This window comes from Candidatus Bathycorpusculum sp., assembly GCF_009778815.1.
GTDB lineage: Archaea > Thermoproteota > Bathyarchaeia > Bathyarchaeales > Bathycorpusculaceae > Bathycorpusculum > Bathycorpusculum hydrogenotrophicum.
Window position 1 is genome coordinate 23,744 of sequence record NZ_WRFL01000002.1, and the last position, 25,093, is coordinate 48,836.

Sequence of the window (25,093 nt, forward strand, 5' to 3'; positions counted from 1 at the left end):
AGGGAATTTTTAATTATATCGAAGCATTTGTGTATAAAATCAGAAATGGGTAGCTACGCTTAAATGAGCAAACTTACGCTTAGAGGGGGCAGGCACGAAATATGGCATTAATCGAAACTAGAAATCTCACCTATACCTATCCGGGCATATCCAAGCCGTCCATTGAGGATGTGTCTATCCAGATAGAGAAGGGAGAATTTGTCTTAATCACAGGGCCTAGTGGTTGTGGTAAGACGACTTTGTGTCGGTGTTTTAATGGGTTGGTGCCGCATTTTTATCAGGGTGAGATTAAAGGGGACATAACGGTTGCGGGTATAAATACGCTGGATCATCACACCTATGAGTTGGCTAAACATGTGGGTTTGGTCTTTCAGAATCCGGAGAATCAGTTATTTGCGCTCTCAATTGAGAAAGATGTGGCGTTTGGTTTAGAAAATGTGGGTGCTTCTCGAGAGGCGATGCGCCAAAAAGTGGATTGGGCGCTTCATCAGACAGGTATTTATGATATTAGGGATCGGTCTCCGCATGAGATTAGCGGGGGACAACAGCAACGAGTGGCGATTGCATCAGTTTTGGCAATGGAACCTGAGATTATTGTTTTGGATGAGCCGACCTCTTTTTTGGATCCACTGAGTGCAGAGAAGATTTTTGAGGTTATCTACAAACTCAACAAAGAGCAGGGCATTACGGTTGTGCTAATTGAGCATCGGTTGGATTTAACGGCGAAATATACCAATCATCTTATCGTTATGGATCAGGGCAGAGTATGTTTGGAGGGAGATCCACGTGATATTCTCAGCAAGGAAGAAACACAACGTATTGGTGTGGGCATACCCAAAGCAACTTTGCTCTATCAAATGTTAAAAAAAGAAGGATGCAGTTTGGGCAATAGAACACCTCTGTGTTCGGAGGAGCTGGCAGATCAAATTTTGGAGGCTCTTAGTAGATGATTGAGATTTTAGATATTCACTATAGCTATCCCAGCAAGATAGAGGCTCTGAGGGGGGTTTCGCTTACTATCAAAGATGGGGAATTTGTTGCCATCATGGGACAAAACGGGGCAGGCAAGTCCACCTTTGTTAAGCATTTTAATGGACTACTCAAACCCTCTGTGGGCAGCGTTAAAGTCGATGGAGTGGAGACGACTAAGTCTAGTGTTGCGGCTTTGGCACGTAGTGTTGGGTTTGTGTTCCAAAATCCTGATCATCAGCTATTTAGTGAAACCGTTGAGGCTGAAGTGGGGTTCGCACTTAAAAATTTTGGATTTGACGCAAAAATAATTGAGGAGCGCATTACCGCGATGTTAGAGTTGCTTTCGCTTTCGCAGTACCGTAAAACCTCTCCGTTTCTGTTAAGCGGGGGAGAGCGTAAGCGGGTGGCTTTGGCATCGGTTTTAGCGTGTGATCCCAAGATGTTGGTCTTAGATGAACCTACCATTGGGCAGGATCATGAGCAGAAAGAAAAGCTTCAACAGTTCATCTTAAAGTTGCAGGAACAGGGAAAAACCGTTGTTGCGGTCACTCATGATGTAGAGTTTGTGGCTGAGTGTAATCCGCGTGTGGTTTTGATGCGGGAGGGTAAAATTGTGGCCGATGGCGAGGGGCATCAAATTCTAACTGATCCTGCGATGCTTGAGGCGGCCTCGATTGTTCTGCCTCAAATCGCGCAAGTATTTACTAAACTTTCAGCCGCAGGATTGCCTAAAGATATTATTGATATCTCAGAGGCTAAATCGGTTCTTCTAAAAGCCCTGGAGAAACGTAAACAATGAGTATTTTTGATGGTTTAAAGTTTCGCAGAGTTAACTCTATTATTCATAATCTGGATCCGCGTATCAAATTTATCTATGTTATTGGGGTCTTCATTGCGGCGCTTTTGTTTCTTCAGATAATTCCGCTTGTGGCGCTGTTTTTGTTACAGTTACCGTTTGTGTTTTTGGCGCGTGTTCAGCGGCAGTGGATGCGTTCTTTGCGCGGTGCAGCGTTTTTGGCGGGGTTTATCTTTTTTATAAACATCGTTACAATCTTTTTGGGAAACAACTACACGGTAACGCCTAGCAATATTGAGGGTGCCTTATCTATGACTCTGCGCTTTGTGGTGTTAGTGGAGTCATTTTCGGTGTTTTTCTTAACCACCTCTCCGGATCATCTGGGGTTGGCTTTGGAGCAGTCTCGGGTGCCCTATGAGTTTGCATTTGCATTTACTACTGCGGTACGTTTTGTGCCGGTATTGGCTGAGGAGGCTCAAACCATCATGGATGCTCAAAAAGCAAGGGGATTAGAATTGGAGAAGGGCAATCTGCTAAAACGCATCCGCAACTACATACCCATTTTGATTCCTTTGATTGTGAGTGCTATTCGGCGAAGTCTTGAACTCGCTGAAGCTATGGAATCACGCGCTTGGGGAGCATGCAAAAAACGCACCAACCTATATACACTACGGCTACACAAAGGAGACTATGTGCTACTGGGAATCACGGCAATAATTGTGATCGGTGCAATCTATGCATACTTCTATGTGTCAATTCCCACGATTGTAAGCTTGCTACTACTATAATCAAACAAACAACAAAAAGAAGATGCATAGAACCCACAAAAAGCAGATAGCCAAACAGATATTTGTGCAGGAACCAAAGGCTAAATGGCAGGGAAGTAGCGGTAAAGGAAAGGGCAAGCTAATATTCCTTAACATTTGATTAATAGAAGTATTAGTAGCATGATGTGATGTTATGGCTGAGCGTACTCGTTTTGGACCTGCAGGTGTGCCGCCTATGTTTCGGCTGTTAGGGGCGTCTACGTTTGATACTCCGCGTTTGCTTTGTGAGGAAGGTTTAGATGCGTTTGAATATCAAGCGGTAAGGTGGGGTCCCAAACCGCAGATAAAAGAGGCTGATGCTCGTCGGCTAGGGGAGGAGGCAAAGCGCAATGATGTTAAGCTCAGTATGCATGGCAGCTACTTTATCAATCTCTCAGGCAAACCTGAAGTGGTAAAAGCCAGCAAACAGCGCATTATAGCCTGTGCAACGGGCGCTGAGTGGATGGGCGCAGGGGTTATGGTGTTTCATATGGGGTTCTATGGGATGTTTGAAAAAGACTATGCGCTTAAATGTTCTATTACAGCACTCAAAGAAATCCACTCTGAGATGCAAAGTTTGGGGTTGAAGGTCAAGTTGGGGCCCGAAACCATGGGACGTAAATCCCAAGTGGGCACTTTGGATGAAATCATAGCCATTAATCGTGAAGTTGAGGGTACGCAACTAGTCGTTGACTGGGGACATCTCCATGCCCTACATCATGGGGCCTTCAAAACTGTAGATGACATGCGACACATAGCTGAAAAAATCGAGCAAGAACTCGGTACTCAAACCCTGCGCAACATGCATTGCCATTTCTCAAAAATAGAATTCACAAGCCAAGGAGAAAAAAAGCATCACCCCCTTGATGAAGAGCAGTTTGGACCTGATTTTGGGATGCTATCAGAGGTAATTTTAGATTTTGGGATGCATCCTACATTTATCTGCGAGACACCAATTCTAGATGTTGATGCCCGAAAAATGAAGGAAATTCTTCAACAAGCCCAAAAACAAAGACAAGAACAAAAATAAGGTAAAATGTTAGCGGACAGAGACCCCCCGCTACTTTCTACAATAACCAAGCATCTATGTCTCAGCGGGGTTCTTTGCGCTTAGTTTGCGGCTCAACACTAAGCCTTCTTTTAGAAAGAGAAGCATTGCCACCAAAGTTAGGCCTGTTAAAACTAAGAAACGTACTTCAATTACTAAAAAGCCCTCAACAACCAAGCTGAGCAATATTAGACTTATTTCTGCTACAAAAGCGCCTATAAAAAAGAAAGAATAAAACATCAATGGGGCACAAGACTCTTACCAACCATATATGGCAAAAAAAATAAACAACCTGTTAGTTGCTATGGAAAACACCAAAAATATTACACCGCTAAGGATAATATAGAAAGAAAAAGCATCCAGTAATTTTATGCTCAATTTAGCAGATTATTTTGGTCCAAAAATCACAAACAACGCCGACATACACAAGCTATACCACCATTTTAGCGTTTTAAAATCTCAACTATCACTTTCACACCTTTGTTGAAAGGAGCACATATAATCAAATTGTCAACCAATTTAGAATATCAACAATTTAGCCAAATCCATGCATCATATATAAAATGACTTAAAACATAATTATTTTGAATTAGGGATAATGTTTTTATAATTTCGTGACCTCCAAATAAAAAAATCACAACCGAGCGAAAGGTAGATGGCTGTAAATGTTTGCATTATGGGTTTAGGTAACATAGGATTACCAGTTGCCCAACACATCTCAAAAATATACAAACAAACCCAAGGATACGACATATCCCAACAAGCCATAAAAACAGCCAAACAAAACGGAATCAACACCACAACCAAACTCCCATATGCAGACATCTATGTAATCACAGTCAACACCTGGTTCCGCAATAACCAACCCGACATGAGTGCCATCGAAGACTGCACAAAAAAAGCAGCCAAACTCAACCCCGACGCGCTCATATGCTATGAATCAACCCTAACCATAGGCACCGCACGAAAACTCGCCGCAAAATACAAACTAACCAACATAGCCGTCTGCCCTCACAGATGGTGGAAACAAGAAGAAGACAAACACGGCGTCGTACAAATAAGAGCCTTGGGTTCACTAAACCAACAAAGCCACACAAAAGCCCTTGAATTCTACAACACCCTAGGCATACCCACCCACCCCGTTAACTCCCTAGAAATCGCCGAACTAACCAAACTAGCCGAAAACACCTACTACTATCTCCGTATCGCATATGCCCAAGAACTAAAACTCCTCTGTGACGAAAACAATCTAAACTATGACGAACTACGCGACGCCGCCAACACAAAATGGAATGTAGATCTGCCTGAAGCACGCAACGGCATAGGCGGAGAATGCCTCCCAAAAGACATACAATTCCTCATAAACACCTACCCAACAACCGCCCTGCTCCAAGCCGCCATAATAGCAGACAAAAACTACCAAACAAAACAACAACACAACAACAAAACCCCCAAACAGACAACAACAAAATCCCCACGTAAAACAACAAAAACTACGCGCACACAATCAAACTTACAAACCGAAATCAGCACATCACAAGATAGATCGAGTTAATGCATTAACCAGTGCATTTCGTCAGTTTATTTCAAGGTTAGACACTACGAGTAAGCTTTTTTCGGTTATATAGAAGTATGATAGTTAACGCCGCTATTATGATGTATAATGCCGTCACAATACCAATCAGGCAAACTAAACCCCACTATTACGGCGCCAGTTTGATCTGATGAAGTTTGATTGGGAGTTAAATCAGGTTGATTTGGCGCTTCATCAGAATATGTGGGCATAGTTAGAGTTTTTGTGCTACTCCAGCCGCTTTTTTCACCTGTCCAGACATAGTCGGTAGGGGATTTGAGATTATTTGTGTAACATCCCCATTCATTGCTTCAACTTGAAAATCTATCTTTGATCCAGGAAAAGCTTGAAAGCCAGATCCGGAAATTCCCGCATCAAACCAGTCACCACTGCCTCCTCGAAAAGCTATCACGGTGTATTGAGAGTCGGTTTGATCTGGAAATCCCTGTGAAGACCGAAAACATTCAGTCCAGCTGTCTTCTGAGGCAAAATATCCTTTAGTTCTAATGTTATACGCTAGTGCTTTGTAACATCTAAAAGTTTATAGTTTGACCGGGTAGTTTTTTCAGTTTTATGCGTGCATCTTTGGTGGTGAATTGCCAGTCAACACCTTTCTGAGTTTGATTACGCTCAATATGCCAAGCGGTCAACTCAACATTGAGCGATTCAATATTTGAAATACGTCTTTTTCCAAGACATTGCACCCCAAGAACCGACAACTCTACCTCAGCAACATTTAACCAGCCGCCATGCTTAGGAGTAAAATGAATCTCTAAGCACTGTGCCAAACCAAACGCCCTCTCCGCAACAAACGCCCCATACAACGCAGACAACCCATGCGTATTCAAATTATCCAAAACTAACACCACCCGCTCAGCATCAGGATATTGTTCCTCAAGCAGCCAACGCAGCTTATGCGCCCAATCTACTTTTGTTCGATACACCAAAGCCTCCACATGACGCCACCCAACCAAAGGCTCACAAAACACAAAAATGCTGCACACACCCATACGCACATACTCATTATCAACCCAAAGGACCAAACCCGAACGCGTTGACAACAGCTCACATACATCTAATAGAAGCTGATATAATTTCTCATCCATACAAACAACCGATTTCTTAGCATCATAGGGGCAAGCATAAACAGCTAAAACATCCTCCAGGGCAGCGACAAAGGCACTATTTTGATGCGGAAGTATGCACCACATTTTCTTTAAATGAGGTTTAAATTGTGTTTTTTTAAAAGCCGCTTCACACTCATATGGGATAATGTGTTAACGTATCCCAGCTTGATGCTTTTATCGGCTAGGAGGCGCAGGGTCCATTTTGCGTAGCCGTCAGGGGGTTTGCTGCATGCTAGGGCGATGATGTGAGCTTGTGTTTCGTCTGTTATTTTTGGTGCTATGGGGGGTGTGGTTCTCTTTTTGCGCTGCAAAAAACGGGTTACTGTTTGGGCAGCGAAAAAAGCGTTTTTTACGTTACTGATTGTTTGATTGCTTACGCCTATTCTTTTTGCGATTTTGGTTTGTTTTTCTTTTTTTCTCCCCTCAGACTCATCTAGGGCTAAAATTATTTTTGCACGATTAACCAGCCTCACACTGTGTTTGCCTTTGGCACTAAACCGCTCAAGCTCAGCTCTATCAGACGAACTTAACACAACACCAACATACTTACCTTTCATAACATCACACTACCAATAGAGAACAACACAACAAACAAAACTATAAACTTTTAGATGTTACAAAGCACTAGATTTAAAAATAGGGTCTCAAGCAGGCGGTAGCTTAGTTGCTGTTTGAGGTTCTGATTGTGGGTTATTCTATGAACTGGGTTAGATATTGAGTAATTAGCTCATAAGCTTCCAAGTCCTCAGGACCTTTTTTGTTACCGTTTTCGTCTGTTCCAATCAACTGTTCACCATCACTTTCAGAAACCGGTTCGTTGTACTCTATACGAAACACGCATTGCACAACTGTGCCGTTGCGGGCTTCAAATGTTAAGAGGGGATACTTTACGCCGGGTAGAATCAGATCATATTTTCCTTCTGTTCGGGGTTCAACAAGAAAAGTTTTGGTTTCTGCCAGTGAGAGCAGGCTCAGTAGAAGGGAGCCTTGATAGGGTTGGAAGCTGATTTTGGGATTGTCGTAGGTTAGTTTATCTTTTGCTTCCTCGATTTTTGTGGTTAAGGCAGTGTTGTTCCACAGTTCTACTCTGCATCTTTGCGCCTCTTGGGTAGCTTGTTCGGTAAAGGATGTGGTCGCTATGATAAGGGCACGGTCGCATTTCTGGGTGCTTTGGGCTTGTTGGGCGGCCAAAATTATGACATCGCTAAGGGTATAGCTGGGAGGATATTTCCGTGCTAAAACCGCAATCTTTTCAGCGTTTTTGATGGTGACTAAATCAGCGCCGTGGTTAACTACACAGCTACTTTGTATTTCATAGCCCAATGTTTCAAAGAGCCACTGGATAAATAGTCTAAACTCTTTATCTGAGAGAACTCCGATCGAATAATTCGCGGTTTGCGGTTCGGGTTTGGAGTGTTTCTCCACAAGAGTTTTTATGCTGGGTTTTTGGGGGGTTAGATTAGGAGTTTTTTTTATTCGATTTGCTAGTATTTCGGCTTTATCCAGGGGGAGCTGTAGTTCATCTGCTAGTAACTCGATTAGGTCATTGTTTTTTGGTTGTTCGGCGATTTTTTTTAAGGTGTTGTTTTTTTGGTGGCTCATCTTAGGGCTCCTTTTTTGCATGTTGAGGGCAGAGTTTTTTTCTGAATTCGTCAGTGTGGGTGAGGTTGAGTTTGGAGAAGGGTTTGTTGCAGACATCGCAGATATCGTAGTGGTGGATGCATACACTTGTGTTGTCGTGAGTGCATTTGAATTCGAGGAGACGGCTGTGGCGTTTGCCGCAGACTGTGCAGATAAAGCCTTTGTCGCGTTCAAAGTATTCGTTTAGGGTTTCGTCGTGGGTTAGGGTTGCTTTTTTGGAGTATATTTTTGCTGTATCTATGGATTGTCGGGTGCAGTCTTTGCAGACATAGAAGCCGTCTTCGGTTGGGTAGCCTTCGGGGTGGGTTTTTTTGCACATAGGGCAGATGACTTCGGGGTTCTGGATGCCTATGATGAGGGTGGATTGGATGGTTGCTTTGTTGTTGAGGGTGATTTCGAATTTGATTTTTAAGGTGTTGATTATGAGAAGATTATGGAGTTTTACGGTTATGTTTGTTTGGCAGGATTCCTCTTCGCGCTGTAGCAACGCTTCATAGGTGGATTGCCATTTTTGGAAGTCGAAATCATGTTTTTTGGAGATAACTTGTTCGCGTCGTTCTCGTTTTAGTCGGCGCTCAAAACTTTGTAATCTCATTTTTTTCTCTTTGACCAAGGGGAGGTCAAAGAGTGTGACTTTGTTTTTGAGAAAGGCTATTAGTTTTTGGTCTGCCGTTGCTTTTAGTTCGTCGTAGAGTTCGGGTTTTATTTTTGATTTCGAGTTCTCGATTTGTATTGTTTTGTTCTCCAGCACAGATGCTAAATTGAAGGTGTCATCGATGCAGTGGCATTCTTCGTTGAGTAGAATGGTTAGGGTTTCTTCGCTTTTTGTTCTGAGTTTGTTTTGAAAGTTTAGTGCATAGTAGAACTGGAAGAAACGTAAGGTTTCTTTTTTAGTAATTTTTATCGAGGTGATTTGGCCGTTGTTTATTTGGTGAAAACAAGGTTCGAGTTTGGTACAGACTTGGGTGTCTTGTATGGTTTGGGTTTTTTGGCAACTCAAACATGCATCGGTGTTGTTAAAGTGGGATTCTATTAGGGTTTCTATGGGGCCGTTGTTTGTGAGGTTGATTTGGCAAAGAGCTCCGTTGTCTATGGATTCTTTGAGGAGCTGTTGAAATAGGGGGCTTCCGGGGGCAAGCAGAGGGATTTTTTTTTCTTTTGCGGTGTTGGGTTGGTAGGTAAATTCTTGGGTGTTGCCGTCGGGATAGGCGACTGTTAGGGTGTCGTTTGTTTGGTGGGTAATTATGCCGCCTTTGATTTGGACGTAGGTTTCAAAGAATTTGCAGAGATCTGCTTCGGCTTGGGTGCTCAATCCAAGACTCCCTGTGTGAATTGTTCGGATAATTCTTGGTTTTCCTTTACTATGTTTAGGTTCTCGGCTAGTTTTTCTAGTTCTTTTTGGATGTCGAGTCGGGAGTTGCTACGCAGGAGAATGTCGCCTATGGTTTTTTGTATGTCTTGTGCACCCTCTTTGAGGTCAGCTAGCACGGTCTCCATTTTGCCCACAGTCATGGTGAACAGATCGATTTTTTGATAGAGCACATGCAAAACGTAGTCGTCGATAGTGTCTTTGACGGCTAAGTTGAAAATTGTTACATCGCGGTCTTGTTTGTAGCGATGTATTCTGCCGATGCGTTGTTCGATTTTCATGGGGTTCCAGTGCAAGTCATAGTTAAACAGCACACAGCAATTCTGTAGGTTGAGACCTTCTGCTGCGGCGTCGGTGGCGATGAGGTATTTGGTTTGGCCGCTCTTAAAGCTGGCAATCACTTGATCACGTTCAGCTTGGTTCATATCGCCCACATAGATAGCAGCTGGTCCAAATTGGTCGTTTAGCATTTCGTTGATTTTGCGGGCGGTTGTTTTGCGTAGACAGAAAATAACTGCTTGTTCGTTTGGAACTTCTCTTAGAACATTTTTTAGCAACTCCATTTTTGCGCTTTTTACTTTTTGGGCCATCTCGATTAGTTTGTTGGTCGCATCAGTTTCCATGGGGAAGCGTTGCTGGCGTTTTTTGAGTGATTCTATGGATGCGTAGGGTGAACTTGAGAAGGATTGTTGGAGAGTGATGGCTTGGAAGACTAAAATGGCGTTGCTCTGGGAAGCTGTCATTTTTCTTGAGGGGTTTTCGGCAATTAGGGTTTCGATGGTTTTGAAGTGGTTGTCGCTGACTTTGCGCAGGTATTGGGTTGCTTCTTCGATGAATTCGCGTTCGTAATCGTTGGGTTCAAGGGTTCGGGATTCTACGCATCGTTTTGTGAAGGGGATGCCTGTTTGTTCTCGGAGGGTGCGACACATAACGTCTTGGAGAGTGTGTTTGAGATAGTTTGCTTCTTGGGGTCGAACTACTCGGCTTCTAACATCTTCTGCGAATCGGGAGATAAATGCGCGTTCGCTGTCTAGGAGGCCGGGTTGGATCAGATCGACAATGCTGTAGAGATCGGTTAGTCGGTTGCATAGGGGGGTTGCGGTTAGCAGGAGCAGGTGGTTTTTGCGCAGATCGGAGAGTGCGGTTCGGCTTTTGCTGTGGGTGTTGCGAAATGCGTGGGCTTCATCGACCATGACTAGGTCCCAGGTTCGGTTTGTGAGTGCGGGGTAGTTTTTTAGGAGCATGTTGTGGGAGCAGATTAGGCGGGTGTTGGTTGTTAGTTTGGCGCGTTTTCCTGCGCCGTTGGCGATGGTGAAGGTTTCGCCGAATTTTTCAGCCATCTCGCTTTTCCATTGCGAGAGGAGGCTTTTGGGTGCAATAATTAGCACTGAGTTGATTTCTTCTCTTAGCACCAACTCTTTCATAATTAGGCCGGCTTCGATGGTTTTGCCCAAACCCACCTCGTCGGCTAATATGGCATTTGAGTTCATTTCGTTTATAACTTGCAGTGCGGTGTGCAGCTGAAAGTTGTAGGGGATTAGTTTTGTGCGTATGGCATCCACTGAGATGAGATGATCGATTTTGTCGGTTTGTTTGAGTTGGGAGGCTTGGATGCTTAGCTGGAAGCTGTTTAGGGATGTATAATTGGTTTTTTGAATTTGTTTTTTTATGTTAAGAGGGTCGGTATAGGTGATGGTGTATTTGTGTTTGGTTTTTTTGTTATTTTCGGGGTCGTCGAGTTCGCATACAATTGTTGTTTGTTCAGGGTTGGGTTCTTTATTTTTTTTTGGTTTGGGTTTGGGGTTTGGGTATAGGTCAACAATTGCAGGTGCGGAGTCGAGTGTGATTTCGGGTTGGGGGGGTTGGCTGGTTTGTTTTTTTGGGCTTTGAGACAAGAGTATCGACATTTACTGACTGTTTGGATATAAAAACCTGAAATGCAACTCTTGGGTGGTTGTGTGTTCTTCGGATAGTGCATATGCTGATTTCATATACAAAGGGTCATTAATTTGGAAATTTTTTTCATTTGAGTTTGAGGGTTTGGGGGTTATATTAACGGGTTTGGTGGGTATGGCGGGTTATTGTTGAGGCAACACCCATTTTTGAGGATTGTTTTGGGTTGGGTTGTTTTTGACATATTTGTGTTAAAAGTGTACAGGTAAAAAAAAGGCCAAAAATCAGCCAATTAAGCGGTTGTTTTTAGGGTTGTTTTGGCTATAGCTCAAGAATTTAAGCGATTTCGTTAGTTAAGGCAGCCTCGTTAGCGTTTAGTAATTTTTAAATATAAATTGAAGCTTTCTGTCCTTTTGAGGTTATTAACGTGGCTAAGGCGGCAAAAAAAGATACAAAAAAGGCTAAAAAGAAGAAATAAAGCCTCAACAGTTCTGCATCCACCCTCATTTTTCTTTCTAACTCTCAAACAACCAACAAACAATAACTAAGTCAAAGTAGACATAAAAACGCCAACACCCAACATAGCACAGAATTTAGTTAAAAAAAGCTTTATCTTATCATCCGCCTAGACTATAATAATGAACGGTGAATTTATGTGCAAACCAGTCCGTTAAGCATAACCCTTGCCGGCTTAGAGTTAACCAACCCCACCATGCTAGCATCAGGCATCATGGGATACACAGCAGAATCCTTTCTCCAAGTAGCCAAAGGCGGCGCAGGAGCTATCGTTACCAAATCCATAGGCACCCAGCCCCGAGCAGGCTATGCAAACCCCATTGTTGTACAAACAAAAGCCGGACTGCTAAACGCTGTAGGACTCCCCAACCCCGGCATCGACATATTTGCTGAAGAAATCAAATACACCAAAACCCTGCTGCACATACCCCTAATTGTCAGCATCTTTGGTTACTCAGCCGAAGACTATGCAACAGCCGCCAAAAAAGCCACAGAAGCAGGCGCAGACGCAGTGGAACTCAACGTTTCATGCCCCCATGTAAAACAAACAGGCGCTGAAATCGGACAGAGCCCCAAACTACTTGCTGAAGTCGTCCAGCAAGTTAAAGCCGTCATCAACAAACCCCTCATCGTTAAACTCTCACCCAACGTCACCGACATAGGAGTGCTTGCACAAACCGCCGTGGAAGCAGGCGCAGACGCACTAACAGCAGTCAACACCCTAAGAGCACTGGCCATTGATAGTGAAACCCAGCTACCAATCTTAAGCAACATAAAAGGCGGCATGTCAGGCCCAGCAATCAAACCCGTGGCCCTGCGCTGTGTCTATGATTTGGCACAAATTGTTGAGGTGCCCATAATTGGCTGCGGAGGAATCACAAACTGGCAAGATGCAGTCGAGTTCTTCTTAGCAGGCGCCTCAGCAGTACAAATTGGAACCGCCGTTGCTGATAACATGGAGGTTTTCAGCAGCATAACTAAGGGCGTGGAGACCTACTTGAGACAAAAACATTATGGAAGTATAAAGGAGATTATCGGGCTTGCTCACCGGAAATAACACAATGCGAATCACCCAAATAGTAAACATACGCACCGAGAGCCCCTCAGTTAAAACCTACACATTTGTAGATAAACTCTGCAGTGAGGCTCGTCCAGGACAATTTTTGATGCTCTGGATTCCAGGTATAGACGAGATTCCGCTAAGTATCATGGACACATCCAATGATCTAGTTTCGGTTGCAGTTAAAGCTGTAGGAGACGCCACACGACACCTCCACAGCCTTGAAGCAGGCGCAACCATAGGCATACGGGGACCCTTTGGCACCAGCTTCAGTGAGAACACAGGCAGAGTGCTTCTAATTGGCGGCGGAACCGGAATCGCCCCCCTGCTGTTTTTAGCAAAACAACTCCAAACAAAAACCGCACATCTGGCCTTTGTAGAGGGCGCTAAAACTAAGGCAGAGTTGCTTTTTGTCAGAGAACTCGGCGGAGTATGTCAAGAGCAGAATCTAATAACCACCACCGACGATGGAACAGCTGGACTTCAATGCCTCGTCACCCAACCACTGGCAACCCTGCTTGATAAGGAACACTTTGATATGATCTATACCTGTGGACCCGAAATTATGGTTAAAAAAATCTTTGAACTAACCGAGCAACACAAACTGCCCCTAGAGGCAAGCTTGGAGAGACTGATGCGATGCGGCATCGGCTTGTGCGGAAGTTGCATGCTTGGCAAATACCGCGTTTGTCGAGACGGCCCAGTATTTACATCAACTCAGCTACGAGAAGTTAGAGATGAACTAGGAATTTCAAAAATAGGCTTTGACGGATCACGCATACCCATCTAAGAGAACAAATAACAAACAGGCACAAAAGCAAGAACATAAAAGCAAGTTAAGGGCCGATTTTTAGGCCCTTTAAATATATACCAAAAATAAGCAGAAAGCTCAACCATTTTTTGGTTATATGTATTTACTTGCTTCTTTAAGGGACAGGTTTGCCAGTTTATCGCTATGTGTTGCTATAAATGAACGTACCCAGGTTGGGTTTGTCTTGCTATACTCACGTAAACTCCAGCCGATAGCTTTGTTGATGAAAAATTCGGTTTGTCCAAAATTGTTAATGATTATTTGTTCTAGGAGGGCAGTGTTGGTTTTTTCTTTTCGCATCAGTTGATGGTCGATGGCAATACGCCTTAACCAAAAGTTGGAATCAGTGCTCCATTCAAGCAAAACAGAGTTAACTTCGGGAAAATTGAGGGCTATTCCGCCTATAATTCGATCTAGACAATCAATCGTGTCCCACCATGATTTGGTAGTGGCAATTTTTTTTAAGTGAGAAATATCGGCAGGCACAAGCAACTTTGCAAGCATTGTTAGATAGTCTAGGGCTAAATATTGAAATTCACGCTCTTTTACCCAACATTGATCAATAAATGCCCAGTTTATGTCAGTTTCTTTTTTAGCGAATTGCAAAAAATTTTTTGAAATTGCTCTACGCTTAGGTGTGGGAATGCCTAAAAAAGGGAACATATCACGCATGTATTTACTCATCTTAGCCGCAGATTGAGAGTCAGCAGCAACAGTGTACTCTTCAAATATTGTTTGGTAGTCCACAGTTAGGCCTCCAATATTTAGGTGAATGCGTGCATATAACTTTATTATTCTACTGGTTGCAACTCTTTAGCCTATCTACGAAGGTACGATTATAAGAGTAAACACCACGCGTATAGATTTTTGACTTGCAGGGGGTTTGTTAAGAGGGATAACAAGGGTTGTTGGCATATTTTTGCGGAATTTTTATATTTGTATATAAAAAAATACATAACGATGAAAAAATTTACAAGCAGATAGGGAGAGAGGCCGTCAACAGCAGTAAAAAGGCAAACTCGCATCTATTGCTTGTTAAATCACATATCTGCGGTTAAGTCGCGTCCCAGTAAAAATATTTAACGCAGAGATAAAAACAGATAGGCAAGGTAAGCGGATGATCGATAAAAAGAGAATCGAAAACGCAGTAAAAGAAATCTTGTTTGCGATCGGCGAGGATCCTAACCGAGAAGGGCTGGTTGAAACACCTGCAAGAGTAGCAGATATGTATGCAGAGATATTTGCTGGACTGCACACTAACCCAAAAGGTTGCACCAAGATTTTCCATGAACACGAAAACAGCGGCCTTGTGGTGGTAAAAGATATTGCATTTCAATCGGTATGTGAACACCACCTAATACCGTTCATAGGCAAAGCATGTATAGCCTACAAGCCCAATGGCGGCCGCATACTGGGCCTCAGTAAAGCAGCCCGCATACTTGACATATTATCAGCAAGACCCCAAGTGCAAGAGAGACTTACTGCACAGGTGGCTCAGACCATAATGGAAATCGTTGAACCCAAAGGCGTGTATGTCTACATTGAAGCCGAACACTTGTGCATGACCATGCGAGGGGTAAAAAAGCCAGGAGCAAAAACCGCCACCACATGCATAAAAGGCGAAATCAGCGAGAGCGATATCGCCACCGTTAGAGGCGGTAATTATAGCTAATATAAGAATGGTCTATCCAAAAAATATAGCTGAAGCAGAAAAAGAAATACACAAAATAGAAACCGATAACAACAACCTCACAGAGCGGATAGCCAACAAAGCAGTTCAGTTATGCATGGTTATCGAGGATCTCACACCCTTTGTTGCAGACACAATTAAACAAGAAATAGCTAATGCCGGTGGAGAGGCACTTATTCAAAGAGGTGAGGATGATGGCGTGCTGGGAAATACAACTGCTTTTATTGTGGGCAATTTGGACCAAGTAAAAAAGTTGATTAGAAAACTGGAGCCACAACCAGAAACATTGGCCGACATAGGTTCTAAAATACAATTAGTCACACAAAGTGTGGAGAAGAAAGAACCTAGCTATTATTGCTGCAAAGAACACAGACTTGAAATCGGTAAAAAAACATACACCGTGGGCATCTTAAACATCACTACAGATTCATTTTCAGGCGATGGCCTGCTGCTAACAGAGACAGCAAATCAGGCACTCAGAGAAACCCCCAATAATTCATCGGGTAGATTGCAGATCAAAGATAGGGACTTACTTATTGAGGCGGCTTGTTGTAGAGCAGAAAAAATGGTTGCCGAGGGAGCTGATATAATTGATGTGGGAGGCGAATCCACAAGACCAGGCTATACCGTGGTGGATGATAGAGAAGAATTAGATAGAATCATAGGTGTTGTGGAGCAGTTGGTCAAAACGCTCAAGGTGCCCATTTCGGTTGATACCTCAAAATTATATGTTGCTGAAAATGTTCTCAAAGCAGGCGCACATATCATAAATGATGTTAATGGATTGATAAAAGAACCTAAAATTGCGGAGCGGGCAGCCGCATATGGGGCAGGGGTTATTGCCATGCACAACCCCGACGGTCCCATTAGCGGAGATATTTTTAGTCACATCACCCATTCTTTGAGAAAAAGTGCAGATATAGCAAGAAGAGCAGGGTTAAAACCAGAAAACATCATGTTGGATCCAGGGATAGGGTTTGGTAAAACCTTGGAACAAAATTTAGAAGTCATGCGACGACTCGAGGAACTCAAATGCTTAGGCTATCCGGTTTTGCTGGGTACTTCAAGAAAATCCATGATAGGCAGAGTTTTGGATCTGCCAGTAAATGAGCGCCTAGAGGGCACAGCCGCTACAGTTACCCTTGGGATTGCAAAAGGGGTTGATTTCATAAGGGTACATGATATAAAAGAGATGCATCGAGTCGCAGAGATGAGCGATGCAATGATCAGAGGAATATAAATGTCAACACCGATACAACAACATTGCGATAAGATACTAATTGAGGGCCTAAAAGCCTGGGGAAAACATGGGGTTTTAGATTTTGAGAAACAATACCCTCAAGCATTTACAGTTGATATGGAAATATATGCAGATCTATCAAAGGCCTACGCAAGTGATAATTTAGAGGACACCGTAAATTACGCCAGTATTTATGAAGCAATAAAGTCAGTTATTGAAACGCAGAGTTTTAGGCTTGTTGAGCGGCTGGCTTTTGTGATTTTAGAAACAGTTTTTCATCATGATGTGCGAATACAGAGAATTAAGATTCGGTTGATAAAAAATAAAGCCCCCCTAGACGGACAAGTTGATAGTATTGGGGTGGAGATTGAAAAGAACAGAACCCAAGTTTTGCTACAAGATACGTGTGAGAGCACAGAGACAAATGTTAACGCAAAGACAAGTGCAAAAACAGAGACTGATGAGGGATATAGAGCAGTACTAGCATTGGGGTCAAACGTCGGCGAGAGACATCAAAATATGCAGAAAGCACTAGAAATGTTGTCTGATTGTGGCGGCATCGTTATTTTAAATAAGTCCAAATTGTATGAAACCGAACCGGTGGGTTATGTTAATCAAGAAAAATTCTACAATGCCGCAATCCTTGTTCAAACCACATTAAATCCGTTTGATTTGTACAGTAAAATAAAGGATATTGAAAATAATTTAGGACGACAAAAAACGTTCAGATGGGGTCCAAGACTCATAGATATTGACATAATAGCATATGAACGATGCGTAATCAACACCAAAGGGTTGACTTTGCCACACAAAGAATACATGCAAAGAGCATTTGTTCTAAAGCCCATCTCAGATATGCCCGATGCAGTCGAAGTTACAGGCTTAAATACGACCCTTATAGAAAAAATGACCACATGCGCAAACGATTACCAAGGCCTAAAATACATTGGCTCGCTATGAGCACTACAAAACACAAATTTTTCATATTCCCATGGTTAATATAAAAAGCGACAGTTATAAAAAGCGAGAAAACAAAAGTCGTCTCTCAAACTAAGCGTTTTTGCGCAGTTTAAAGACAAAGAATAAACCACCAGCAACAACACCGATTGTTAGAACTATTATGGCTACAACAGATCCTGTTAAGAAATCCCAGGTACCATCAGAAGATGGAGAAGACACTGAAGGCAGAGCACTACCATAACCAGCGGGTACATATTGCATGTTTACTTCATGATTGTCAATACGACCAAATATGTATAAAACATCATCAACCACGGCTACATCACAAACGGAAAAGTCAGGCATATCTTTGGCAGTTGACCAAGCATCTTTTACAAGATCATATACCCAAATGATGGACTGTCCCGTTTTAAAGCCTAAGACATAGATATTTTTAGGTGTATAAACACCAGTCGTTGCTCCAGTAGCCATAATGTTACCGTGAACACCTATTTCTTGTGTTTTCCCTTCACTCCATATATCAGTTTTTGGATCATAAATCAGAACATGCACATTATTGGGACGATCATAGGGATAGGCTGATTCGACTACATAAAAGATCAGCAATTTATCATCCATCACAGCTGAAACTATACCATGCCGGGGCTCTATGTAGGGTATTTGGGTTTTTTCAATAAATGAATCCTCAGCGGGATCATACACAAACAACGCATAAAGATCTATAAGAAAAATTTTTCCATCCACAACATATGCTTGCATATTACGCGAATATAGTCGAAACGGTAGGTTATAGTTTTTAGTACTCCAGCTATCAGTAGCTGGATCATAAACCTCAACCACACAGCTAAACAAAGGTGAATTGTCTATACAGTAAATTTTGTCGTGATACACTGTAATGGCAAAAGAAGCTTTAGGTGTTGGCATAGGTTCCAAAGTGACCCATGTATCAGTCAAAAGATCATATCGTTCAGTAGTGTCAAGAAAATGTTCAGTGATATAACCCAAGGGGGGCTCACCTACTGTTTCGTAATAGAAACCGCCAATAGCATAAATTTTCCCATCAAAAGCAACAACCCTAAACCATTTCCGTTCCTGATTAGGGGGCGTTTTTGTATTCCAAGAATCCTCAACTAACTCTGATGCAGAAACCGGATTGAGTGCTGTTACAAATGATCCACTTATAAACAAAAAAATCAACACAATCGAAATGAGTTTATTCATGCTTCCACGAAATATATTTTGATTTTTTCGATATAACATTTACTGCAAATCGCTTTTGAGATAAAAAAACACTAAGCGGCCTAATCTTACAGAGTAGTTTAGGGTTTCAAACGGAGAGGGTTTAGAATATAGCGGTATCTTGCAGGTAGTTCTTATCAGTTCTTAGGGCTATCTCGGCTTTTGTTAACTCGTTACCAAGATATGCAGAATGATCCAATTTTGAAACTATGCCCATTTCCAAAATTTTTGCATACACTGCCTGAGCTGTTTTGCCTTTGATAACATTGAGAGGTTCATTTGGATTGTTCATAGAGTAATGTATGGCAACTATCAGATGGTCAATGTGGTCTATAAAAATTCTAAAAGTACCCAAGTGATCAAGGAGTGCAGGTTCGACTTTTTCAGGGGCAATAATAACGCACTTGGCGAGAGTTTCTATGTTTCTATTGTAGGGTTCTTCGTGGGCGCGTTTGTCTTTGAGAATCAAAAGGTCGATACCTAGGTCTTTTGGGATGGAGTTACGTTTTTTAGCTAGAAACATCATTTTTGCGGCAATAACTTCCTCAGCTACAGTCCCTTTAGCTTTGTTGCTTTTCTCGGTTGCTAAGAGGATACCCCCGCTTATTTCTGCTGAGAGACGGGTCAAAACTGCATTTAGGCCCACAGAGTCTGCGTCAAAGAGCTCAGTTACATTGGAAATACCCACAAACAGGGGTACCGCAGGATTTTTTTGGGCGAACTCTTTGAAAGCAAGAAAGGAGTTGAGAATTTCTTGGGGATCTAAAATCAAGTCCGCTAGGATGTTATTTACGCCTAGGCTTTGGGCTTTGGTTATAATTTGTTCAAGGAATTGGACGCGTTCAGAGACATTTTTTGGAATGTAGCCTATGTTTTGGTTAGTGGGGATAACAACCAGGGGGATATCTTTGATGAAGGGGGCTATGGCGTCGAGATTGCCTGCATCAGCACTCAAAACTAGTTGTGCACCGGCTTTCACTGCAGCGTTAATTTCCTCTGGATCAAGCGAATCTATACTTACAGGTAAATTGGTAACTTCTCTAACCCAGTGGATCAGCTGTGCGGCTTTTTGGGGTTGGGATTCACCTGCAGCCATACCCACATCGATAAAATCCGCACCTGCCAAAGCAAAACGGCGGGCGATTTGTTGAACAGTTTCTTTGTCCATCAGGGCGGCGTCTACGATTTCGGCAAGCACTCGCAGGGGGAAATCTTTGCCGACCGCCACACCGCCTACCAGCATGTTACCGGGGTTTTTGAGCAGGATGGTGCGTTGGTTTTCAACTTTTTCTATTTCTGCCAGAGCTTTGGCAGTCAGTTGCTGCTGGAGCAACTCATCAGCGGGGGTGGTTGTTGAGAGTTTCACTTCACCGAGTAGATCTAGCACTACTGAGAGATCTGCGGCATATTTGGGGCCCTTATAGGCTGGGATACCTAGGGCGTGGGTGATTGCGGCGGTGTCGCCTCTTAGTAATCCAGGGGTTAGGATCAGGTTGAAGCTGGTGAGGTTTTTTTTGTTTTTTAAGCTCTCAATGATGGCTTTGGGGGTTAAAAAGGCGGCAACTGCTGTTTTTAGGGTAACAACTTCGGTTTCGATTGGACTTTGTTTAGCGTATGTACTAACGACTTCTGTTGCTAGTTGTCCTGTGACAAGAAGCACCTTCATGGTTAATCCTCGATTTGGATGGTTGCACCTTTGTTATTGGCTTGGGCGATGAATGCTTCTCCGCCGGTATTGGCTTTGAGGTGGTCTTGGACTTTAGTTAGAAAGGTGGTTGCTTGTTGTCGTTTTACGATTGCATAGAGGGCGGGTCCCCAAGAGCTCTGGCCAACGCCGTAGGCGCCTTGTTGTTGCATAAATTCGATGCATTTTGTGGCTTGGGGTTTGGCGTAGGTTCCACCTTGGGCCTGGGCAAAGTGATTGCCGGTTAGAACTTGGATTTCTGTGAGTGCAACTCCAAAGGTTTCGATGTCTTGCTCGGCTATGGCGGGTAACAGTTTGAGCATAATTAAACGGCAGATCTGGCCCACGTCTTGGGCGGGCATGGTTGTGAGTTTGTTAAAGGCTTGTTTTTCTTCAGAGCTTGCTAAGCCTTTGGGCTGGTTGGGGGAGGCCACAATAAAGCACCAATCCTCAGGGAAAGGTTGATGATAAATTAGTGGAGGAGCTTGGTTGGTTTTTGGGTTTTTGCCGCCATCTACTACAAATCCGCCATACTCAAAGATGCTGGTGCCAACACTTGTGCGCTTGGCACGACCAACACTTGCTGCAAGCTCGGGTACAGATGCTTTAAGATTTGAGATTTTTGCGAGTGCAACAGCTATGGCTAGGGCAAGTTGGGTGCCTGAGCCTAATCCGCTATGGCAGGGGATGGTTTGGGCGATGTGTAGATGTACTTTGGGTGATAGGTGATATTTTGTTGAGAAATGGTTAGTTATTTCTTGGGCGAGATCGGTTTTTTCTCCAGTAATTTTGAGGTCGGCTGCGCTTTGGGCGTTGATTATGACGTTTGGATGGTCTATACCAACGCCTAAACCGCCAAACATTCGGCCTAAGTCTCCGTTCATATCAATCAGGCCTAGGTGGAGTCTTGCGGGGGTTTTGAGATATATTTTTATGGGGTTTGCCTCCATAGCAGGATTTGTTTTTGCAGATTTGCCATCACAGTTGTGTAGGTGCTGTTGGGTGCCACACGTTCTACAATTTGTGCGTAGTCAAAGATTTGCTCGGTTAACTTGATGATTTCGGTTTGTTTTTGGGAGTTTGTGAGATAGGTTTCTATGCGGGTGGCATGTATAAGTGCCTCAAGCGTCAATGCCAAAGCACGGCTATATAGTTGAGGCGTTCCAACCAGGGAAGTGGTTTGGTGTTTGATGCTACAGGTAACTATGGTTTTTTCATTGTTGAGAGGTTTAAAGTCAACCACAGAGACTTCAAGGGCAACCTCGGCGGCTCGTAGTTTTTTTGCGGTCACAACCTCTGAGGGGACAAACCACTCCAAGGGAACGCTTCCGGGGGGATTTGTTTTTTTGAATACCGTTTTGTAGAAGAGTTCTATGTCGTGGGTAAAGTTTATGACGGCACATCGGGTGGTCTTTAGGTTCTGCAGGGTTTTTGAGGTGTTAAAAATTGTTAGAGACAGGTGTTGTTCGTCCTGTATGGTTATACCCATGGGTGCCGCGTTGGATGTGGAATCGGAATTTAGGGTAGAGACAATGGATTCATAGATGACATCTTTTTGGAATCCAAATGTGGACAATTGCCCTAAATCAGCTTGGAATCGCACAGACATGAGCATTCCCGTTCAATCGAATGTAAAATTTTACAGTTAGTTAAATAATAAAAGTTTTGCCGCCAAACCACCAAGTTATCCGCCTAAAATAAAATACCAACCCACCAACAAACTTGAGCTTAGCACAACAACCAGGTTGGAGGGGTTAAGAGGTGGTGGTTGTTTTATCATTGTTTTTTGTTGCGGCGTTTGTCGGCTTTTTCTTGTCTTACGCGGCGTTGTTCTTTGATGAGGGGTATGTTGTCAAAAAGGCGACCGATTTCGCGTACTGCAGTGGGCAACAAAGTTAGGCCCAGCACGACTATCCAATGGAAGCCGCTGATGGTGGTGAGGCCAAAGATTTGACCGATGGGCAGAGCAACCATTAATGCGAAGGTGATCAGCATAGCGACTGCACCGATAAGCAGGGGCTTGTTGTTTCTAACGGGGGTCTTAAAGACAGAGTTGGAGCTACGAACATGGAACACATGCACTATTGAGGTCAAGCCGGTAATTAGAAACGCCATAGTCTGACCCAACAACGCTGAGGGAGCAACTGCGCCGGGCAAGACAACAAAGGCGCCTATGTAGTAGCCTATCAAGACAGTAACCGAGCAGGCAATGGTCTGACGAAGAATCAGATGCAGCAACTCGTCGCTAAAGAAACTTTCATTACGCTTTATGGGCTTTTTATCCATCAATTTAGGATCAAAGGCTTCACGGGAAAGATTAATCCCCGGAATACCATCACCCACCAAGTTAATCAACAACAACATAACTGGAGTTAACAAAATACCCCAGCCAGCCATCTGCGCAAAAATCATGATGATAATCTCACTCATGTTGCAGACTAGGAGGAAATTGATGGTCTTTTTGATGTTAGCATAGACATTTCGGCCCTCACCCACAGCCTCAACAATAGTCGCAAAATTATCATCAACTAGGATCATATCTGAAGCACTCTTAGCAACCTCAGTCCCGGTCTTGCCCATCGCAATCCCAATATCAGCCGCCTTTAGCGCAGGCGCATCATTTACGCCATCGCCTGTCATGGCTACAACTTCACCATTTGCCTGCCAAGCCTTTACAATACGAATCTTATCCTCAGGCGTCACGCGGGCATAGACAGAATAGTTTCTAACGGTGTCATTTAATTCGGTATCAGACATTTCTGCAAGATGCGCACCAGTCATGACATGGCGACCTTCTTGGAGAATGCCCAAGTTGGTGGCAATTGCACCTGCCGTTGTGGCATGATCACCCGTAATCATTACGGTGCGAATACCTGCGGCTTTGGCCTTTGCTATAGCAACAGCGGCTTCGGGACGTGGCGGATCAATTAGACCAATAAGACCCACCAAGTTGGAATCCGGCTCCACTTCCTCTAAATGATCCTGATCGGGTAGTTGGTCAATTTTTTTAGAAGATAAGCCTATGACGCGTAAGGCGTGTTCAGCAAAGCCGTCATGTACAGCTCGTGCGATGGGCAGATCATTAGCAACAGATTCTGCGGAGAAGGTCAGGTAGTCTAGTGCGCCTTTGGTTAGTACAAGGTACCCTCCGGTTTTGACCTTGAAGATAACTGACATGCGTTTGCGATCTGAGGAGAAGGGGATTTCTGCGACTCTTTGATAGGTTTCCTCATCTATGTGGTAGCCTTTTTCGTTAAAAAGCCGAAGTATACCCACATCAGTGGCGTTACCCAGATATTTCTTCTCGCCGCTTGGGGTGGTCTCATAGGTGGCGTTGCTTGCCATTACCAAATATTTGAGGAACCGGCTTTGCTCTTCAGAGAAGGTGGTATCGTCTGCGAAGGGTTCACCGCCGCATACCCAGAGCTGTTTAACTGCCATACGGTTTTGGGTAAGGGTTCCGGTTTTATCAGAGCAAATAACCGAAGTATTACCTAAGGTCTCTACAGCTGGAAGTTTTCGGATCAAAGCATTCTTTTTAACCATTTTTTGAACGCCGTTTGTCAGAGTCAGCGTAACAATCAAAGCCAGCATCTCAGGAACCGCCGCCACAGCCAAAGAGATAGCAACCAACAACATGGTGGGTAGATCAGTACCGCTTCGCAGACCCACCGCCATTAAGAAAAACGCAGATATGATGGCAATCCAGCAGATAGTTTTGCCGAGCTGATCTAGGCGTATTTGCAGAGGGGTTTTCATGCGTTTGCTACCGCTTAGAAAACCAGCGATTTTACCCATCTGAGTTTTCATACCGGTAGTGGTAACTACGGCAGTGCCGCGGCCTGCGGTGACCACACAACCCGTAAAGACCATGTTGTGTTGATCACCCAACGAAGCATTACCAGAAGTGGTAAACAGTGCATCTTTTTCTGCGGGTTCGCTCTCACCTGTTAGGGCGGATTCGTCAGAGAAAAACCCGGTGGATTCAATTAATCTAGCATCTGCAGGAACAACGTTTCCAGTTTCCAAAATGACGATGTCACCGGGTACCAATTCGGTAGCGTCAATGCTTTTCTTAACCCCCTCACGTATAACAACACAAGAGGGTGCGCTTAGTTTTTCTAAGGCTTCCAGAGCTTTCTCAGCTTTACCCTCATGAGTAATTGCCAAAATTAGATTCAAAATCACAACTGATAGGATGACGATGGGTTCAACAAACCCCGAGTCCTCAAAGATAGCCATAGCAAAGGAGAGCACTACTGCAATCAGCAAAACAATGATGGAGACATCTTTTAGCTGGTGGAGAATTTTTTGAGGTAAACCTTCCTTTTTTGGGGGCTGCAAAACATTTTTTCCATGCCTTTCTTGGCGCTTACCAACTTGAGCTTCAGATAACCCCTGCTCAGGAGTCACATCCAACGTTTCTAACACTGAGGAAACATCTGATTCGTACCAGTTGGTGTGATCCTGATTTCTATTTTCTATGATTAACTCAACCTTTAACAATATGCCACTATAAGAACATATTAGAAACAACAACCCGTAAGCGTAGTATATATCAGCTTGCCATGTGTGCACACCATTTCCATGATACTACGCAAAACCTTGGTTACAACACTTTTCAGAAACAAAGATCACCTACTGAACAACAGAAAAGATTGAAAAAAG

The 25,093-nt window shown here is 43.5% G+C and carries 23 protein-coding genes; 10 read left to right on the top strand and 13 right to left on the bottom strand.

Going from position 1 to position 25,093, the window contains the following annotated elements; all coding sequences use genetic code 11:
• Positions 1-101 precede the first annotated feature (101 nt).
• The 4 genes from FWF39_RS00730 (at position 102) to FWF39_RS00745 (ending at position 3,604) form a co-directional block, all read left to right on the top strand.
• Positions 102-950, top strand: a complete 849-nt coding sequence (locus FWF39_RS00730) for an ATP-binding cassette domain-containing protein (RefSeq protein WP_343381516.1) — start codon at positions 102-104, stop codon at positions 948-950.
• Positions 947-1,771, top strand: coding sequence for an ABC transporter ATP-binding protein (locus FWF39_RS00735; RefSeq protein WP_343381517.1), 825 nt, complete (start codon positions 947-949; stop codon positions 1,769-1,771). The genes FWF39_RS00730 and FWF39_RS00735 overlap by 4 nt, the downstream gene beginning before the upstream one ends.
• Positions 1,768-2,556, top strand: coding sequence for an energy-coupling factor transporter transmembrane component T (locus FWF39_RS00740; RefSeq protein WP_343381518.1), 789 nt, complete (start codon positions 1,768-1,770; stop codon positions 2,554-2,556). The genes FWF39_RS00735 and FWF39_RS00740 overlap by 4 nt, the downstream gene beginning before the upstream one ends.
• A 172-nt stretch (positions 2,557-2,728) precedes the next feature.
• A complete protein-coding gene (locus FWF39_RS00745) occupies positions 2,729-3,604 on the top strand; it encodes a TIM barrel protein (protein WP_343381519.1) in 876 nt (291 codons plus the stop codon).
• Positions 3,605-3,658: 54 nt separating this feature from the next.
• Here FWF39_RS00745 and FWF39_RS00750 read toward each other — a convergent pair whose 3' ends face one another.
• Entirely contained in the window at positions 3,659-3,799 is a 141-nt protein-coding gene (locus FWF39_RS00750; protein WP_343381520.1) for a hypothetical protein, read from the bottom strand.
• Positions 3,800-4,277: 478 nt separating this feature from the next.
• On the opposite strand from FWF39_RS00750, the gene FWF39_RS00755 reads away from it, so the two are divergent.
• Complete coding sequence (locus FWF39_RS00755) at positions 4,278-5,177, top strand: NAD(P)-binding domain-containing protein (protein ID WP_343381521.1); 900 nt, start codon at positions 4,278-4,280, stop codon at positions 5,175-5,177.
• A gap of 232 nt (positions 5,178-5,409) precedes the next feature.
• Here the strand turns inward: FWF39_RS00755 and FWF39_RS00760 are convergent, their stop codons facing one another.
• From FWF39_RS00760 to FWF39_RS00785, 6 genes are all read right to left on the bottom strand, one after another.
• Positions 5,410-5,607, bottom strand: a complete 198-nt coding sequence (locus FWF39_RS00760; RefSeq protein ID WP_343381522.1) for a hypothetical protein — start codon at positions 5,605-5,607, stop codon at positions 5,410-5,412.
• Positions 5,608-5,728: 121 nt separating this feature from the next.
• The gene (locus tag FWF39_RS00765) at positions 5,729-6,301 is read right to left on the bottom strand and encodes a transposase (protein ID WP_343381523.1); all 573 of its coding nucleotides are present in this window, start codon (positions 6,299-6,301) and stop codon (positions 5,729-5,731) included.
• Positions 6,302-6,411: 110 nt separating this feature from the next.
• Positions 6,412-6,879, bottom strand: a complete 468-nt coding sequence (locus FWF39_RS00770) for a helix-turn-helix domain-containing protein (protein ID WP_343381524.1) — start codon at positions 6,877-6,879, stop codon at positions 6,412-6,414.
• A 133-nt stretch (positions 6,880-7,012) separates the two neighbouring features.
• Entirely contained in the window at positions 7,013-7,924 is a 912-nt protein-coding gene (locus FWF39_RS00775) for a restriction endonuclease (RefSeq protein ID WP_343381525.1), read from the bottom strand.
• A gap of 1 nt (position 7,925) precedes the next feature.
• The gene (locus tag FWF39_RS00780) at positions 7,926-9,275 is read right to left on the bottom strand and encodes a hypothetical protein (protein WP_343381526.1); all 1,350 of its coding nucleotides are present in this window, start codon (positions 9,273-9,275) and stop codon (positions 7,926-7,928) included.
• The gene (locus FWF39_RS00785) at positions 9,272-11,239 is read right to left on the bottom strand and encodes an SNF2-related protein (RefSeq protein ID WP_343381527.1); all 1,968 of its coding nucleotides are present in this window, start codon (positions 11,237-11,239) and stop codon (positions 9,272-9,274) included. Before FWF39_RS00785 ends, FWF39_RS00780 begins: the two co-directional genes overlap by 4 nt.
• 641 nt (positions 11,240-11,880) lie before the next feature.
• On the opposite strand from FWF39_RS00785, the gene FWF39_RS00790 reads away from it, so the two are divergent.
• Together FWF39_RS00790 and FWF39_RS00795 are read left to right on the top strand one after the other, a co-directional pair.
• Positions 11,881-12,798: a dihydroorotate dehydrogenase gene (locus FWF39_RS00790; protein ID WP_343381528.1), complete on the top strand. Its 918-nt coding sequence runs from the start codon at positions 11,881-11,883 to the stop codon at positions 12,796-12,798.
• Positions 12,799-12,802: 4 nt separating this feature from the next.
• The gene (locus FWF39_RS00795; protein ID WP_343381529.1) at positions 12,803-13,591 is read left to right on the top strand and encodes a dihydroorotate dehydrogenase electron transfer subunit; all 789 of its coding nucleotides are present in this window, start codon (positions 12,803-12,805) and stop codon (positions 13,589-13,591) included.
• A 114-nt stretch (positions 13,592-13,705) separates the two neighbouring features.
• On the opposite strand, the gene FWF39_RS00800 is transcribed toward FWF39_RS00795, so the two are convergent.
• Positions 13,706-14,359, bottom strand: a complete 654-nt coding sequence (locus FWF39_RS00800) for a DNA alkylation repair protein (RefSeq protein ID WP_343381530.1) — start codon at positions 14,357-14,359, stop codon at positions 13,706-13,708.
• Between the two features lie 370 nt (positions 14,360-14,729).
• On the opposite strand from FWF39_RS00800, the gene folE reads away from it, so the two are divergent.
• From folE to folK, 3 genes are read left to right on the top strand one after another with little or no spacing between them, the layout of a single operon-like run.
• Complete coding sequence (folE, locus tag FWF39_RS00805) at positions 14,730-15,284, top strand: GTP cyclohydrolase I FolE (protein ID WP_343381531.1); 555 nt, start codon at positions 14,730-14,732, stop codon at positions 15,282-15,284.
• A 7-nt stretch (positions 15,285-15,291) separates the two neighbouring features.
• Positions 15,292-16,542: a dihydropteroate synthase gene (gene folP / locus FWF39_RS00810; protein ID WP_343381532.1), complete on the top strand. Its 1,251-nt coding sequence runs from the start codon at positions 15,292-15,294 to the stop codon at positions 16,540-16,542.
• Positions 16,543-17,502, top strand: coding sequence for a 2-amino-4-hydroxy-6-hydroxymethyldihydropteridine diphosphokinase (gene folK / locus FWF39_RS00815; protein ID WP_343381533.1), 960 nt, complete (start codon positions 16,543-16,545; stop codon positions 17,500-17,502).
• A gap of 90 nt (positions 17,503-17,592) precedes the next feature.
• Here the strand turns inward: folK and FWF39_RS00820 are convergent, their stop codons facing one another.
• From FWF39_RS00820 to FWF39_RS00840, 5 genes are all read right to left on the bottom strand, one after another.
• Positions 17,593-18,723 (bottom strand): hypothetical protein, encoded by a 1,131-nt coding sequence (locus FWF39_RS00820; protein WP_343381534.1) that lies wholly within the window; start codon positions 18,721-18,723, stop codon positions 17,593-17,595.
• Between the two features lie 121 nt (positions 18,724-18,844).
• Complete coding sequence (locus FWF39_RS00825) at positions 18,845-20,407, bottom strand: dihydropteroate synthase-like protein (RefSeq protein WP_343381535.1); 1,563 nt, start codon at positions 20,405-20,407, stop codon at positions 18,845-18,847.
• Between the two features lie 2 nt (positions 20,408-20,409).
• On the bottom strand, positions 20,410-21,375 hold the full coding sequence (locus FWF39_RS00830) for a beta-ribofuranosylaminobenzene 5'-phosphate synthase family protein (protein WP_343381536.1): 966 nt from the start codon (positions 21,373-21,375) through the stop codon (positions 20,410-20,412).
• Complete coding sequence (locus FWF39_RS00835) at positions 21,357-22,034, bottom strand: DUF447 domain-containing protein (protein ID WP_343381537.1); 678 nt, start codon at positions 22,032-22,034, stop codon at positions 21,357-21,359. Before FWF39_RS00835 ends, FWF39_RS00830 begins: the two co-directional genes overlap by 19 nt.
• Before the next feature lie 167 nt (positions 22,035-22,201).
• Complete coding sequence (locus tag FWF39_RS00840; RefSeq protein WP_343381538.1) at positions 22,202-24,931, bottom strand: cation-translocating P-type ATPase; 2,730 nt, start codon at positions 24,929-24,931, stop codon at positions 22,202-22,204.
• Between the last annotated feature and the right edge of the window lie 162 nt (positions 24,932-25,093).

What these genes read in the sequence shown, in the direction of transcription:
- FWF39_RS00820 (WP_343381534.1), bottom strand. Translation starts at nt 18,723, where the DNA reads ATGAATAAACTCATTTCGATTGTGTTGATTTTTTTGTTTATAAGTGGA.
- FWF39_RS00755 (WP_343381521.1), top strand. Translation starts at nt 4,278, where the DNA reads ATGGCTGTAAATGTTTGCATTATGGGTTTAGGTAACATAGGATTACCA.
- FWF39_RS00830 (WP_343381536.1), bottom strand. Translation starts at nt 21,375, where the DNA reads ATGGAGGCAAACCCCATAAAAATATATCTCAAAACCCCCGCAAGACTC.
- FWF39_RS00730 (WP_343381516.1), top strand. Translation starts at nt 102, where the DNA reads ATGGCATTAATCGAAACTAGAAATCTCACCTATACCTATCCGGGCATA.
- folP (WP_343381532.1), top strand. Translation starts at nt 15,292, where the DNA reads ATGGTCTATCCAAAAAATATAGCTGAAGCAGAAAAAGAAATACACAAA.
- FWF39_RS00785 (WP_343381527.1), bottom strand. Translation starts at nt 11,239, where the DNA reads ATGTCGATACTCTTGTCTCAAAGCCCAAAAAAACAAACCAGCCAACCC.
- folK (WP_343381533.1), top strand. Translation starts at nt 16,543, where the DNA reads ATGTCAACACCGATACAACAACATTGCGATAAGATACTAATTGAGGGC.
- folE (WP_343381531.1), top strand. Translation starts at nt 14,730, where the DNA reads ATGATCGATAAAAAGAGAATCGAAAACGCAGTAAAAGAAATCTTGTTT.
- FWF39_RS00825 (WP_343381535.1), bottom strand. Translation starts at nt 20,407, where the DNA reads ATGAAGGTGCTTCTTGTCACAGGACAACTAGCAACAGAAGTCGTTAGT.
- FWF39_RS00745 (WP_343381519.1), top strand. Translation starts at nt 2,729, where the DNA reads ATGGCTGAGCGTACTCGTTTTGGACCTGCAGGTGTGCCGCCTATGTTT.
- FWF39_RS00775 (WP_343381525.1), bottom strand. Translation starts at nt 7,924, where the DNA reads ATGAGCCACCAAAAAAACAACACCTTAAAAAAAATCGCCGAACAACCA.
- FWF39_RS00735 (WP_343381517.1), top strand. Translation starts at nt 947, where the DNA reads ATGATTGAGATTTTAGATATTCACTATAGCTATCCCAGCAAGATAGAG.
- FWF39_RS00795 (WP_343381529.1), top strand. Translation starts at nt 12,803, where the DNA reads ATGCGAATCACCCAAATAGTAAACATACGCACCGAGAGCCCCTCAGTT.
- FWF39_RS00770 (WP_343381524.1), bottom strand. Translation starts at nt 6,879, where the DNA reads ATGAAAGGTAAGTATGTTGGTGTTGTGTTAAGTTCGTCTGATAGAGCT.
- FWF39_RS00835 (WP_343381537.1), bottom strand. Translation starts at nt 22,034, where the DNA reads ATGTCTGTGCGATTCCAAGCTGATTTAGGGCAATTGTCCACATTTGGA.
- FWF39_RS00740 (WP_343381518.1), top strand. Translation starts at nt 1,768, where the DNA reads ATGAGTATTTTTGATGGTTTAAAGTTTCGCAGAGTTAACTCTATTATT.
- FWF39_RS00765 (WP_343381523.1), bottom strand. Translation starts at nt 6,301, where the DNA reads ATGGATGAGAAATTATATCAGCTTCTATTAGATGTATGTGAGCTGTTG.